We start from the raw sequence: 13779 nt of genomic DNA on the forward strand, positions 1-13779 counted from the left end.
TAAGCAAGGGCATACTGGCTGTGGATAAACCAGAAATGATGAGAAACCAGAACGAACACGCCATTGAGAACGAGCTTGATATCCGTGGGTTGTGCTGCACTTTATGGAACGGAAAATTCTGGATTGCAGGTCTGGCGATACTCTTTGCCTTAATCGCCCTGGGCTCGTCTTACCTGATGAAACAGGAGTGGAGTTCCACGGCGATCACGGATCGACCTACGGTCAATAATCTTTCGTCCTATTTCTCGCAGGCACAGTTTCTGCGTAATTTGGATGTGCATAACGCGCCGCAGTCAGACGCCAGCAGGCCACCCATTTCTGATGAAGCCTACAACGAGTTTGTCATGCAACTCGCGGCTTATGACACCCGCCGGGATTTCTGGCTGCATAGCCCTTATTACAAGCAACGTCAGGAAAATGATGCGCGTGCTGATGCCGTTCTGCTGGATGAAATGATCAATGACATTCAGTTTACTGCCCGTGATGTACCGAAAGTGCCGAACGATATTGTGAAACTCACTGCGGAAAACGCGGCTGATGCTAATAAGCTTTTGCGCCAGTATGTCGATTTTGCCAGCCAGCGTGCTGCACAGCATCTGTATGATGAACTGGAAGGTGCGTGGGCGGCACGAACGCAGTCAATGAAAGCGCAGGTCAAACGTCAGAAAGAAGTTGCTCAGACTATTTTCAAGCGCACCACGCATAATACTGAGCAGGCACTGAAGATTGCTCAGCAGCAAAACATTCATAAAAGTGTGACTGACACGCCCGCTGAAGAATTACCGGATTCCGATATGTTCCTGCTGGGTGTGCCCATGCTCAAGGCCCGTCTTGAATTACTGCAAGCATCCGGTCCGGGGTATGATCTGGACTACGATCAGAACCGTGCGATGCTGTCGACCCTCAACGTCGGGCCAACGCTTACGGCAAAATTCCAGACTTATCGTTATTTGAGAACGCCTGAAGAACCTGTAAAACGTGACAGCCCGCGCCGGGCATTACTGATGATTATGTGGGGCATTGTCGGTGGTTTAATCGGGGCTGGTGTTGCCCTGACTCGCCGTAAAAATAAGAGAAACACATTGTGAAAGTGTTGACGATTTTCGGCACTCGTCCGGAGGCCATCAAAATGGCCCCGCTGGTGCTTGCTTTGTCGCAGGATGCGGCTTTTGAATCTAAAGTTTGTGTGACGGCTCAACACCGTGAAATGCTCGATCAAGTATTGCGCCTCTTTGAAATTACTCCGGATTATGATCTCAACATCATGAAACCAGGGCAGGGTCTGACAGAAATTACCAGCCGGATCCTGACCGGGCTTAAGCCTGTTCTGGATGAGTTCAGGCCTGACATTGTGCTGGTTCATGGTGATACCACCACGACGTTATCCGCCAGCCTTGCGGCGTTTTATCACCAGATCCCCGTCGGGCACGTTGAAGCAGGCCTGCGTACCGGAGATCTGTCTTCTCCGTGGCCGGAAGAAGGTAATCGCCTGTTAACAGGCCATCTGGCGAAATGGCACTTTGCGCCCACCGAGAATGCCAGTGCCAATTTGCAGCGGGAAAATATTGCCGGAGAGAATATTTTTGTCACTGGAAATACGGTGATTGATGCACTGCTCTGGGTTCGCGACCGCTTTAATAGCGATGCCTCGCTGGCACAGCAACTGGCTGATAACTATCCATTTCTTGATGTGAACAAAAAGCTGATTTTAGTGACGGGCCACCGCCGTGAAAGTTTTGGCGAAGGCTTCGAGCGGATTTGCTCTGCCCTGGCGGAAATTGCGTGCAAGCACCCTGACGTACAAATTGTTTATCCGGTGCATCTCAACCCCAATGTCAGCGAGCCGGTGAACCGCATTCTGCAAAGCATCGACAATATCGTGCTGATCGACCCTCAGGACTACCTGCCATTCGTTTACCTGATGGATAAAGCCTATCTGATCCTGACCGATTCCGGTGGTGTGCAGGAAGAAGCGCCTTCACTGGGCAAGCCCGTGCTGGTGATGCGTGAAACCACAGAACGTCCGGAAGCGGTTGATGCCGGAACAGTCCGGCTGGTGGGTACAAATCCCGCTAAAATAGTCGAGGAAGTGAACCGTCTGCTGAACGATGAAAACGAATACAACAGCATGAGCCGGGCGCACAATCCTTACGGCGACGGGCATGCCTGCCGCCACATTCTTGACGCATTGAAAAATCATTGGGTATCACAATGAGTTTTAACACTATCTCTGTTATCGGACTGGGCTACATCGGTCTGCCAACCGCCGCCGCTTTTGCCTCACGCCAGAAAAAGGTGGTGGGTGTTGATATCAATCAGCATGCCGTGGAGACGATTAACCGCGGTGCGATCCACATTGTTGAACCCGATCTCGACCTTCTGGTCAGACAGGCGGTTGATGCGGGATTTTTGCGGGCAGTGACTCAGCCTGAACCTGCGGATGCTTTCCTGATCGCTGTCCCGACGCCATTTAAGGGCGATCATTTACCGGATATGAAATTCGTCGAATCTGCGGCACGTTCTTTGGCGCCGGTTCTGAAAAAAGGCGATCTGATCATTCTGGAGTCCACGTCACCAGTGGGTGCGACAGAGCAAATGGCCGCCTGGCTGGCAGAAGTCCGCCCTGACCTGAGCTTCCCTCAGCAGGCCGGTGAGCAATCCGATATCAATATTGCCTATTGCCCGGAGCGCGTGTTGCCAGGGCAGGTGATGGTTGAACTGATTAAAAATGACCGCGTGATTGGTGGCATGACATCAGTTTGTTCACGGCGTGCCAGCGATTTGTATAACATTTTTCTCGAAGGCGAATGTGTTATTACCCACTCCCGCACTGCCGAAATGTGCAAGCTGACGGAAAACAGTTTCCGTGACGTAAACATTGCCTTTGCTAACGAATTGTCGCTGATTTGCGATGCGCAGGGCATTAACGTCTGGGAACTGATCAGCCTGGCGAACCGCCATCCGCGGGTAAATATTTTGCAGCCGGGGCCGGGTGTGGGCGGGCATTGTATTGCGGTTGATCCGTGGTTCATTGTTGCGCAAAACCCTGAGCTGGCAAGAATTATCCGCACGGCGCGTGAAGTGAACGACAGCAAACCGCACTGGGTGGTGGAGCGCGTGAAAGCGGCACTGGCAGATTGCCTGACTACCACGGGCAAACGTGCAGCCGACATCAAAATCGCCTGCTTTGGTCTGGCGTTTAAACCGAATATTGACGATCTCCGTGAAAGCCCGGCAGTGGAAGTGACGCACCTGATTGCCGACTGGCACGCCGGAGAAACCTGGGCGGTTGAGCCTAATGTGCATCAGCTTCCTGCTTCTCTGGCGGACAAAGTGACGTTACATCCCCTTGATCGCGCGCTGGAAGAAGCCGATCTGCTGGTGATGTTAGTCGATCACAAGCCGTTCAAAGCGATCCCTGCTGATCAGGTCCGGCAGTCATGGATTGTGGATACCAAAGGCGTATGGCGATAAACCTGCCTTTGCACGGCAATATCGCCCCGCTCGAATGGGAGAGTGATTTCTTCCAGCTCAACAGTGCGCGTCTGACGCCAGAGGCCTCTGCCGGTGAAATCACGCCGCAGAGGCTGGAACAATATGCGCTGGTGCAGTCGAAAGTGGATGCGTCACAAACGCACACGCTGGACGCACTTTCTGCGCTGGGTTTCCGGCTGGCAGAAGGTGAAACGGACATTTGTGTCGCGGTGACGACGCAAGATAATGCGCTGATGGCCGGGCGTCTGGCGGTACCGGACAATATTGCGGATGTGACCGCGATTGCCCGTCAGGCTTTTCATCTCAGCCGTTTTCGCGCGCCCTGGTATCAGCCTGATGACAGCGCCCGTTTCTATGCGATGTGGTCGGAAAAGGCGGTGCTGGGTACGTTCGACCATCTTTGTCTTTGGGCCGATGACGAGCAGGGCAATGCGCTGGGTTTTGTCACCTTGCGTCGTATTTCGCAAGACGAAGCAAGAATTGGCCTGCTGGCTGTCAGACCTGAATATCAGGGGCAGGGAGCGGGCAAAAAGTTAATGGCGGCTGCGAAAAAATGGTGTGCTGAACAGGGCGTGTCGCGAATGTATGTGGCCACGCAAACCGGCAATATCGCGGCCTTAAATCTTTATCTCGCCAGCGGTGGCAAAGTTATCCGCACGGCGTACTGGTTGTACAGGTGAAACGATGATCCCTTTTAATGCGCCACCGATTGCGGGTACTGAAATTGATTTCATGCGCGAGGCAATGAACAGCGGCAAACTGTGCGGTGACGGCGGGTTTACCCTGCGCTGCCAGAAATGGTTTGAACAGCGTTTCAACTGTCCGAAAGTTTTGCTCACGCCGTCCTGTACGGCCTCGCTGGAAATGGCCGCGTTGCTGCTGGATATTCAGCCCGGCGACGAAGTGATTATGCCGAGCTTCACGTTTGTTTCGACGGCCAATGCGTTCGTTTTGCGCGGTGCGAAGATCGTGTTTGTGGATGTCCGCCCGGATACCATGAATATCGACGAAACCCTGATTGAAGCGGCTATCACGGAGAAAACGAAAGTGATTGTCCCGGTGCATTACGCGGGCGTGGCCTGTGAAATGGACACCATTATGGCGCTCGCCGAAAAACATCATCTGTTTGTGGTGGAAGATGCGGCGCAGGGCGTGATGTCGACCTACAAAGGCAAAGCGCTGGGCACGATCGGCCATATCGGTTGCTTCAGTTTCCATGAAACCAAGAATTACACGGCGGGCGGCGAAGGCGGTGCCACGCTGATTAATGATCCGGCCCTGATTGATCGTGCTGAAATCATTCGTGAAAAAGGCACCAACCGCAGCCAGTTCTTCCGCGGTCAGGTGGATAAATACACCTGGCGCGACATTGGTTCCAGCTATCTGATGTCCGATTTGCAGGCTGCGTATCTGTGGGGAAATCTGGATGCGGCTGAAAAGATTAATCAGCGCCGTCTGGCAATCTGGAATCAGTATTATGAGGTGTTGCAGGATCTGGCCGATGCAGGCCGCATTCAGTTGCCTTCGGTTCCACAAGATTGTGTGCAAAACGCCCATATGTTCTATGTGCGCCTGAACGATATCGACGACCGCGATGCCTTTATTCGTCACATGAAAGCGGCCGATATTCTCACCGTATTCCATTACATCCCGCTGCATGCTTGTCCGGCGGGCGAAAATTTTGGTCGTTTCGCGGGTGTCGATCGTTTCACGACAAAAGAGAGTGAGCGGCTGGTGCGTTTACCGTTGTTTTACAACATGACCGATGACACGCAGCGCGTCGTGATTGCGGCCATGCTGCAATATTTCGCCTGATATGTCGCTGGCAAAAGCATCAGTCTGGACCGCCGGTTCTACGCTGATTAAAATTGGTGCCGGGTTGCTGGTGGTGAAATTGCTGGCCGTAACCTTCGGCCCTGAAGGCGTGGGGCAGGCAGGCAATTTCCGCCAGCTCGTAACCGTACTTGGCGTTCTGTCCGGTGCAGGTATTTTCAATGGTATAACCAAATACGTTGCCGAATATCATCAGGATCCTGAGCGGCTTAAAGCCGTACTCGGCACGTCGTCTTCGCTGATTTTGGGTTTCTCGACGCTGCTGGCCACCATCTTTTTGCTGGCCGCCGGGCCCATCAGTGTCGGGTTGTTCGGGCACGATCGCTATCAGGCCGTTGTCCGGGCCGTGGCCTTTATCCAGATGGGCATTGCTTACGCCAACTACTTTCAGGCCATCCTGAAAGGTTATCGTGATGCGATGGGTAATGCGCTGGCCGTGATTGGCGGCAGTCTGATTGGTTTACTGGCCTATCTGTTGTGTTTCAAACTGGGTGGCTATGAAGGCGCGCTGGCCGGGCTGGCGCTGGTGCCTGCACTGGTAATACTCCCTGCGGGTGGCATGGTGTGGCGACGAAAATCCTTTCCGCTGGCCTACTTAAAACCGGGCTGGGATCGCTTTATCGCCAGCCATTTGGGGAAATTTACCCTGATGGCGCTGATCACGTCTGTTACGTTGCCCGTGGCGTATGTGATGATGCGAAATCTGCTGGCGGAGCATTACAGCTGGAAGGATGTGGGGATCTGGCAGGGCGTCAGCAGTATTTCTGATGCCTATTTGCAGTTTATCACCGCTTCTTTCAGCGTGTATTTATTGCCGACGTTATCGCGCATGACTGACAAACGCGATGTCTCGCGTGAAATCGTTAAGTCGCTAAAATTTGTTCTGCCCGCCGTGGCGGCCGTCAGTTTTACTGTCTGGCTGCTGCGCGACTTCGCCATCTGGTTGCTGTTTTCAACACAATTTATCGCAATGCGCGATTTGTTTGCCTGGCAGTTAGTCGGTGACGTACTGAAAGTCGGCTCGTATGTTTTTGGCTATCTGGTGATTGCGAGAGCGTCTCTGCGCTTTTACGTGCTGACTGAAATCAGCCAGTTTGCGTTACTGACGGGTTTTTCACATTGGTTGATCCCGATACGGGGTTCCCTTGGCGCCGCGCAAGCGTATATGGCGACGTATGTCGTTTATTTCGCCCTGTGCTGTACCGTATTTGTTATTTATCGTAGACGAGCATGACAACGCTGATTCACGTTTTGGGATCTGACATTCCCCACCATAATGTCACCGTGCTGCGCTTTTTTAATGATGTTCTGGCCGAATGTGCGCCTGAAAAGCTGATTTATCATTTTATGGTGGCGGCAGCGGATGCATCAGCATTTGCTGAATTCACTCGTCTGGATATTCGTGTTTACCCGGACAAAAAATCGCTGGCCGATGCGGTTATTTCCCGCGCCCAGGATCGCACACATCACTTCTTCTTCCATGGTCAGTTCAACCCGACGCTCTGGCTGGCGCTGCTGACCGGCAAAATTAAGTCGCAACAGGCCAGCTGGCACATCTGGGGTGCCGATCTTTATGAATCGGCAGGTGGTCTGAAATTCCGTCTGTTCTATCTGATGCGTCGTCTGGCACAGGGACGTATCGGCCATGTTTTCGCTACCCGCGGCGATCTGATTTATTTCCATCAGCGACATCCGCGTGTACCGTCCTCATTACTGTATTTTCCGACGCGCATGGATCCGTCACTGACGCTTCCAGCCGGTCAGCCTGAACCGACAGGGCCGATGACGGTGCTGGTCGGCAATTCCGGTGACCGCACTAACCGACATATTGAAGCGCTGCGTTCGTTGCATCAGCAGTTTGGTGCGGATATCCGGGTGATTATCCCGATGGGGTATCCGGCCAATAATCATGCGTACATCGACCAGGTGCACAGTGAAGCGTTGAAACTGTTTGCGCCCGAAAACATTGAAGTGATGACTGGCTCGATGCCTTTTGCTGATTATCTTGATGTGCTGCGCCGTTGCTCGCTGGGGTATTTTATTTTCGACCGCCAGCAGGGTATCGGGACGCAGTGTTTGCTGATTCAGTTCGGCGTGCCGTTTGTGGTCAGCCGTCAGAACCCGTTCTGGCAGGATTTGGCGGAGCAAAATCTGCCGGTACTGTTTTATGGTGATGCGCTGGATGCCAGAACCGTGGCCGAAGCGCGCCGTCAGTTGCTGAACACGGATCGGGAGAATATCGCCTTCTTCAACCCGAATTACATCGCGGGCTGGCAACAGGCATTACTGCTGGCGGCAGGAGAAACATCATGACAATGGCACAGCTTGGCGGCCTGTCTGTCGTTTATGCGTTCTCGCTGTTGTTCATTCTGACGCTGACTTATAAAGAATTCCGCCGCGTACGTTTTAACTTCAACGTCCTGTTTTCGCTGTTGTATCTGCTGACATTTTATTTTGGTTTTCCGCTGACCTGTCTGCTGGTTTTCCAGTTCGATGTCAACGTCGTACCGGTTGAAAACCTGTTACAGGCGATGCTGGCCGCAACCTGTTTTTACGGTATTTATTATGTCAGCTATAAAACGCGGCTCAGGGCGAAACATGAAGGCCCGTCCCGCCCGCTGTTTACGATGAACCGTGTCGAAACCCATCTCACCTGGATGTTGCTGGCGCTGATTGCGGTGGTGACGGTTTCTATTTTCTTTGCGCATAACGGCTTTTTGCTGTTTAAGCTCAAGTCGTACAGCCAGATTTTTTCCAGTGATGTGTCCGGAGTTGCGCTTAAACGCTTCTTCTATTTCTTCCTGCCGGCGATGCTGGTGGTGTTCTTCCTCAAACCCAATCCGCAGCGCTGGCTGTTTTTCCTGGTGAGTACCGTCGCATTTGGCCTGCTGACGTACATCATCGTCGGCGGGACGCGCGCGAATATTATCATCGCGTTCGCACTGTTTTTGTTTATCGGCATTGTACGCGGCTGGATTAGTTTGTGGATGCTGGCGGCGGCAGGCGTACTGGGTATCGTTGGTATGTTCTGGCTGGCACTTAAACGCTACGGATTGAATGTCAGCGGCCCTGAGGCGATTTACACGTTCCTTTATCTGACGCGTGATACGTTCTCGCCATGGGAAAATCTGGGGCTGTTGCTGCAAAATTACGACAAAATTAGTTTTCAGGGGCTGGCGCCTATTGTCCGTGATTTCTACGTCTTTATCCCCGGCTGGCTGTGGCATGACCGTCCGGGCGTAGTGCTCAACACGGCCAACTATTTCACCTGGGATGTGCTCGACAACCATTCCGGTCTGGCCATTTCGCCGACGCTAATTGGCTCACTGGTTGTGATGGGCGGCGTTTGGTTTATCCCGCTTGGCGCAGTGGCTGTGGGCATGATCATTAAATGGTTCGACTGGCTTTATGAAAAAGGCAAAGCCGGCACCAACATTTATAAGGCCGCCATTTTGCAAAGTTTTTGCTTTGGTGCTGTGTTCAATATGATCGTACTTGCCCGCGAAGGCGTGGATTCCTTTTTCTCGCGGGTGGTGTTTTTCTGTGTCGTATTCGGCGCCTGCCTGATTGTCGCAAAACTGTTGTACTGGATGTTTGACGCTGCCGGGCTGATACGTGCCAAAATGCCGGTCAGGAAAAACCTCATGGAGCCTTTGGCAGTAAGGAAGATGGATGAATTTGGAGAATAAAATCCCGCAATACGACATCCGTGGGATCCGCCTTTGGGGCTTTCGCAATATGGCGCATTTTCTCGATTATCTTTTTGCCGGTCATCAGGTGAAAAACGGTTCGCTGGTGGCGATAAATGCAGAGAAAGTGCTGACGGTCGAAAGCAATCCTGAAATGCGTACGCTGATCGAGCACGCGGAATTTAAGTACCCTGACGGGATCAGCATTGTGCGGGCTATACGGCGTAAATACCCGCAGTCACACGTCTCGCGTATCGCGGGTGCTGACCTCTGGGAAGGGCTGATGGAGCGAGCAGGCCGTGAAGGAACACCGGTCTTTCTGATAGGCGGTAAGCCGGAAGTACTGGCGCAGACAGAAGAAAAGCTGCGCGCCAAGTGGAACGTCAATATTGTCGGTAGCCAGAATGGTTATTTTGTGCCGGAACAGCGCGAGGCATTGTTCGAAAGGGTGAAAAGCAGCGGCGCGGCTATCGTGACCGTGGCAATGGGTTCACCAAAACAGGAAATCCTGATGCGCGATTGCCGCCTTGTGCATCCTGATGCGCTTTATATGGGCATCGGCGGAACCTATGACGTCTTTACCGGACATGTTAAACGTGCGCCTAAAATCTGGCAAAATCTGGGGCTGGAATGGCTCTACCGGTTGATTTTACAGCCGAGCCGTTTACGTCGTCAGCTCAAACTGCTTAAATTTATCCGTTATTACTACACCGGTCGTCTGTAATACTTGCGCCGTGGCTGATCTTCAGCGCGGCGTTTTACCTCTCATTTCACTCCATCGTTTACTGTCGTTTTCACCCTGACATGTCTACCCGTGCGGATCTTTCTCAATTGTGATTTGCAACTCATGCTGAAATGCGGAACCATAGCGCCGTTTTTCCGCCCTATATGGGCATCATCACAAATAAAAATAACATTTCGGTCATTCCGGAAGGCAAACACAATTAAAGAGAAACTGAGGAACTATGGCGAATCAAGAGGAAAAGGGTGGGCTACACCGGGGGCTTGAAGCGAGACATATTGAGCTGATAGCGCTCGGCGGCACCATCGGGGTTGGATTATTTATGGGCGCGGCCAGTACCCTGAAATGGGCCGGGCCGTCAGTATTGCTGGCCTATATTCTGGCGGGTGTGTTCGTCTTCTTTATCATGCGCTCGATGGGCGAGATGCTGCACCTGGAGCCCGTTGCCGGTTCGTTCGCCGTCTACGCCCATAAATATCTTGGGCCATATTACGGCTACCTGACCGCATGGAGTTACTGGTTTATGTGGATAGCAGTGGGGATTTCTGAAATCACCGCTATCGGAGTATACGCCCAATACTGGTTCCCGGATTTACCACAGTGGATCCCCGCGCTGATGGCTGTGGCGATTGTAGCCGCCGCGAACCTTGCCGCCGTTAAACTGTATGGCGAAATGGAGTTCTGGTTTGCGCTGATCAAAATCACTACCATCATTGTGATGATCGTGGTGGGGCTGGCGGTAATCTTCTTCGGCTTTGGCAATCACGGCGAAGCTGTCGGTTTTGCCAATCTGACCGCGCACGGTGGTTTCTTCGCAGGCGGCTGGAAAGGTTTCCTGTTTGCGCTGTGTATCGTTGTGGCGTCCTATCAGGGCGTGGAACTGGTGGGGATTACCGCCGGTGAAGCGAAGAATCCGCAGGTTACGCTCAAACGCGCTATCAACAATATCCTGTGGCGTATCCTGATTTTCTACGTCGGTGCGATTTTCGTCATCATCACCATTTTCCCATGGAACGAAATGGGCACACACGGCAGCCCGTTTGTCCTGACATTCGCGAAGATTGGCATTGCTTCGGCGGCTGGCATTATCAACTTTGTGGTGCTGACGGCGGCGTTGTCCGGCTGTAACAGCGGTATGTACAGCTGCGGACGTATGCTTTATGCACTGTCGAAGAATCGGCAGTTGCCTGCGTTTCTGAGCAATGTCTCGAAAAGTGGTGTGCCGGTTTACGGTATTGCCATCACCATTTTGTGTCTGCTGGTCGGTTCGTGCCTGAACTACATCATCCCGAATCCTGAGAAAGTGTTCGTGTATGTCTACAGTGCCAGCGTACTGCCGGGCATGGTGCCGTGGTTTGTGGTGCTGATCAGCCAGTTACGTTTCCGTGATGCACATAAAGAGAAACTGAAAAACCATCCGTTTAAATCGGTTCTCTTCCCTTATACCAACTACCTGACGCTGATTTTCCTGGCATGTGTGCTGGTCGGTATGGCGATTAATCCGGATACGCGGGTTTCTTTACTGGTCGGCGGTATTTTTATCGCGGCAGTCTCGCTGATATACTTCGGTCTCGGCATGCATAAGCGCGCTGCGCTGACGGCAGAAAAAGCAAAATAACGTCGTAAGTCACGGGTGGGGAAGGCAAGATGCTTACTTTTACTGCGTATTGGATAAAGCGTAATCAAACGCAATATTTCTGATAAAAAGCACTAGACAGCCAAGCGTTAAAACCGTAGTATCCCCACCCGCAACGGCGCTAAGCGCCCGTAGCTCAGCTGGATAGAGCGCTGCCCTCCGGAGGCAGAGGTCTCAGGTTCGAATCCTGTCGGGCGCACCATTTAGTATGCGCTAGAGTTGCGGTGGAATGTTGAAGTCAGACAATTCACGTTAGTTAGAGATATGGTGGCTATAGCTCAGTTGGTAGAGCCCTGGATTGTGATTCCAGTTGTCGTGGGTTCGAGTCCCATTAGCCACCCCACTCTAAAAATGATTTTGTGATTGTGACATGCGATGGTGGCGGAATTGGTAGACGCGCTAGCTTCAGGTGTTAGTGTCCTTCGGATGTGAGGGTTCGAGTCCCTCCCTTCGCACCACACACAAAATACATTTAAATGATGCAGTTAGCGTCAGAAAGTAGTAAGATGCACGACATCGGCGAGTAGCGCAGCTTGGTAGCGCAACTGGTTTGGGACCAGTGGGTCGGAGGTTCGAATCCTCTCTCGCCGACCACTTTCGAAGAAACCTGCTTTTTTAAAGCAGGTTTTTTTTCGTCTGGAGTTTCTCAACTCACCCTGTTGTTTATCTGCGACATTCCGCTGTATGCCTGTCTCTTGCAGGAGACACTTATCTTGTTGATAAATAAAGCTTCACATAAGCTGACATTCACACGTCGCTCACTGGCGACAGAATGGCGGTTTAACGGGAAGTCTCTGGCTTTCCAAAAATTGACTGCTGAGGGTTAGTGAAAATAAAGCTGTTAATTATCAGTTAAATAAAAAATTTTAAACGGACTCTTGCCATATTGGCACGCGTCCTGCAATATTCTCGCCGTAGATGCTCATTCCACCTATTATGTTTGCTCCGGCTTCATAAACCTGGGAATGATGCAGAGCCAATTTACAGTGCCTATTGTCATCCTGACCGATAACGCGCAAGCGCTATCATCCAGAAGGCAAAACGTTGAGTGAGGCACTAAATCTGTTGTCCTAGACCTGATTGTTTTTAGACACTTGTCTTCCAGACAAGTGTTTTTTTTGTCTGAAATTTACGACCGACATAAAAAAGGCTCCCGAAGGAGCCTTTTACAGACAGCAAGGTTATTACTGTTGCTGCGAATTATTCAGGGTTAGCATCAGCCCTTCACGGCGCATCTCCGCTGCTTCTGCCGGTTTATGCAGCTTGTCCAGCGCATCAGCCAGCCAGGCGTAATCATACGCGTCAGGACGCTGTTTCAGCGCCTCACGGAAGGCTTCGCTCGCCTGTTGCCATTCACCGTGTTTCATCAGCAACTGACCTAGCGTGCTGCTCAGCAGCGGCGTTGTGCCATTCTGTTTGATCAACTGACGCAGTGTTTTTTCCAGTTGCTCAGGATTACCCGAACGCAGCTTCGGCATCAGCGCGACCAACCGATCGTCGTACTGGCGTTTCAGCCCGTCGAGGATCACTTCCTGTGCCAGATCCTGATCGTTGCATTCAATCAGATGCGTTGCCATTGCGACCTGCAGGGCCACTTCATGACGGGTTTTACGGCTCTGATCTTTCCACCAGCGCTTCAGGCCTTCGCTGCCTTCTTCAGCCATCAGCTGATTCATCATGCCGATATAAGCCTGCTCCTGAAGCACACGAATTTCATCGTCGGTATGAATATCGGCTTTCGCCATCGACGGTAAAATCTCCAGCAGTGAACCGTAAGCGCCGGTCAGAAGATAAGCCTGCTCTGCCAGACGTAAAACTTCCGGATGACGTGGCGACTGACCCAGCAAACGGTCAACGCCGTGGCGTGCTGCGTGAACTTCACCTCTGGCCAGCTGGATACGTACGCGGGTGATATCGACCGGCATCTGGTCGATATCCGCGATTTCTGCCGCCCGCTCCAGATACTGATTGGTGCGGATATCGTCGCCGCGCTGCTGCGCCGCTTCCGCTGCCAGTAAATAGTTCACCACCGGCTGTTCGGCGTGATCAGCATTGCGCGCCAGCAATTTCTCCATCTGACGATGATCGCCTTCCGCCAGCTTGAGCATAGCTGCGTGAGTTTGCTTACGCGCTTTAGAGCTTTTGCGCCCGGCAAACCAGCCGCGGGTACGGGCACCGGTACGCAAAACGCGGCGCAGGATCCATTCAATCAAGAACAGCACCACAATCAGCACGATCAGCATGATGACTAAACCGGTGACGCTGGTTTCAATATTGTAATTGTCGGTTTGGATCAGGACATAGCCCTGATGGCCGGCCAGAATCGGGCCGACAATAATCCCGGCAAACACAATCAGGAACAACACGAAAACTCGTAACATGTG

11 protein-coding genes and 4 tRNA genes are annotated in these 13779 nt (G+C 52.3%); 14 read left to right on the forward strand and 1 reads right to left on the reverse strand.

Features of this window, described 5'->3' with window-relative positions; translation table 11 throughout:
* The first annotated feature begins 35 nt into the window (after positions 1-35).
* From wzzE to GW591_RS22790, 14 genes are all read left to right on the forward strand, one after another.
* Positions 36-1088, forward strand: coding sequence for an ECA polysaccharide chain length modulation protein (gene wzzE, locus GW591_RS22725; RefSeq protein ID WP_166861392.1), 1053 nt, complete (start codon positions 36-38; stop codon positions 1086-1088).
* Entirely contained in the window at positions 1085-2215 is a 1131-nt protein-coding gene (wecB, locus tag GW591_RS22730) for a non-hydrolyzing UDP-N-acetylglucosamine 2-epimerase (RefSeq protein ID WP_037035449.1), read from the forward strand. The genes wzzE and wecB overlap by 4 nt, the downstream gene beginning before the upstream one ends.
* Positions 2212-3474, forward strand: coding sequence for a UDP-N-acetyl-D-mannosamine dehydrogenase (gene wecC / locus GW591_RS22735; protein WP_112152381.1), 1263 nt, complete (start codon positions 2212-2214; stop codon positions 3472-3474). The genes wecB and wecC overlap by 4 nt, the downstream gene beginning before the upstream one ends.
* Positions 3441-4175, forward strand: coding sequence for a dTDP-4-amino-4,6-dideoxy-D-galactose acyltransferase (gene rffC / locus GW591_RS22740; protein ID WP_153376631.1), 735 nt, complete (start codon positions 3441-3443; stop codon positions 4173-4175). Before wecC ends, rffC begins: the two co-directional genes overlap by 34 nt.
* 4 nt (positions 4176-4179) lie before the next feature.
* Positions 4180-5310: a dTDP-4-amino-4,6-dideoxygalactose transaminase gene (gene rffA / locus GW591_RS22745; protein WP_013577530.1), complete on the forward strand. Its 1131-nt coding sequence runs from the start codon at positions 4180-4182 to the stop codon at positions 5308-5310.
* 1 nt (position 5311) lies between these two features.
* Complete coding sequence (gene wzxE, locus GW591_RS22750) at positions 5312-6562, forward strand: lipid III flippase WzxE (RefSeq protein WP_013577529.1); 1251 nt, start codon at positions 5312-5314, stop codon at positions 6560-6562.
* Positions 6559-7641, forward strand: a complete 1083-nt coding sequence (locus tag GW591_RS22755; protein ID WP_112198179.1) for a TDP-N-acetylfucosamine:lipid II N-acetylfucosaminyltransferase — start codon at positions 6559-6561, stop codon at positions 7639-7641. Before wzxE ends, GW591_RS22755 begins: the two co-directional genes overlap by 4 nt.
* Positions 7638-9017 carry an ECA oligosaccharide polymerase gene (gene wzyE / locus GW591_RS22760; protein ID WP_166861394.1) on the forward strand — a complete coding sequence of 460 codons (1380 nt, stop codon included), beginning with the start codon at positions 7638-7640 and terminating at the stop codon, positions 9015-9017. Before GW591_RS22755 ends, wzyE begins: the two co-directional genes overlap by 4 nt.
* Positions 9001-9741 carry a lipopolysaccharide N-acetylmannosaminouronosyltransferase gene (gene wecG / locus GW591_RS22765; RefSeq protein ID WP_013577526.1) on the forward strand — a complete coding sequence of 247 codons (741 nt, stop codon included), beginning with the start codon at positions 9001-9003 and terminating at the stop codon, positions 9739-9741. The genes wzyE and wecG overlap by 17 nt, the downstream gene beginning before the upstream one ends.
* Positions 9742-9982: 241 nt before the next feature.
* The gene (gene thrP / locus GW591_RS22770; protein ID WP_013577525.1) at positions 9983-11377 is read left to right on the forward strand and encodes a bifunctional threonine/serine APC transporter ThrP; all 1395 of its coding nucleotides are present in this window, start codon (positions 9983-9985) and stop codon (positions 11375-11377) included.
* A gap of 143 nt (positions 11378-11520) precedes the next feature.
* Positions 11521-11597 (forward strand) — tRNA-Arg (locus GW591_RS22775).
* 65 nt (positions 11598-11662) lie between these two features.
* A tRNA-His gene (locus tag GW591_RS22780) sits at positions 11663-11738 on the forward strand.
* A 29-nt stretch (positions 11739-11767) separates the two neighbouring features.
* Positions 11768-11853, forward strand: a tRNA-Leu gene (locus tag GW591_RS22785).
* A gap of 59 nt (positions 11854-11912) precedes the next feature.
* Positions 11913-11989: transfer RNA gene (locus GW591_RS22790), tRNA-Pro, on the forward strand.
* Between the two features lie 590 nt (positions 11990-12579).
* Here the strand turns inward: GW591_RS22790 and hemY are convergent.
* A complete protein-coding gene (gene hemY / locus GW591_RS22795; RefSeq protein ID WP_013577524.1) occupies positions 12580-13776 on the reverse strand; it encodes a protoheme IX biogenesis protein HemY in 1197 nt (398 codons plus the stop codon).
* Positions 13777-13779 lie beyond the last annotated feature (3 nt).

Source organism: Rahnella aceris (assembly GCF_011684115.1).
In the GTDB taxonomy this organism is placed as follows: Bacteria; Pseudomonadota; Gammaproteobacteria; order Enterobacterales; family Enterobacteriaceae; genus Rahnella; species Rahnella aceris.

Bases quoted from the DNA above. Each gene is read 5' to 3' on its own strand.
- rffC (WP_153376631.1), top strand. From the start codon at position 3,441: ATGGATTGTGGATACCAAAGGCGTATGGCGATAAACCTGCCTTTGCAC.
- wzxE (WP_013577529.1), top strand. From the start codon at position 5,312: ATGTCGCTGGCAAAAGCATCAGTCTGGACCGCCGGTTCTACGCTGATT.
- thrP (WP_013577525.1), top strand. From the start codon at position 9,983: ATGGCGAATCAAGAGGAAAAGGGTGGGCTACACCGGGGGCTTGAAGCG.
- rffA (WP_013577530.1), top strand. From the start codon at position 4,180: ATGATCCCTTTTAATGCGCCACCGATTGCGGGTACTGAAATTGATTTC.
- wzzE (WP_166861392.1), top strand. From the start codon at position 36: ATGATGAGAAACCAGAACGAACACGCCATTGAGAACGAGCTTGATATC.
- GW591_RS22755 (WP_112198179.1), top strand. From the start codon at position 6,559: ATGACAACGCTGATTCACGTTTTGGGATCTGACATTCCCCACCATAAT.
- wzyE (WP_166861394.1), top strand. From the start codon at position 7,638: ATGACAATGGCACAGCTTGGCGGCCTGTCTGTCGTTTATGCGTTCTCG.
- hemY (WP_013577524.1), bottom strand. From the start codon at position 13,776: ATGTTACGAGTTTTCGTGTTGTTCCTGATTGTGTTTGCCGGGATTATT.
- wecG (WP_013577526.1), top strand. From the start codon at position 9,001: ATGAATTTGGAGAATAAAATCCCGCAATACGACATCCGTGGGATCCGC.
- wecC (WP_112152381.1), top strand. From the start codon at position 2,212: ATGAGTTTTAACACTATCTCTGTTATCGGACTGGGCTACATCGGTCTG.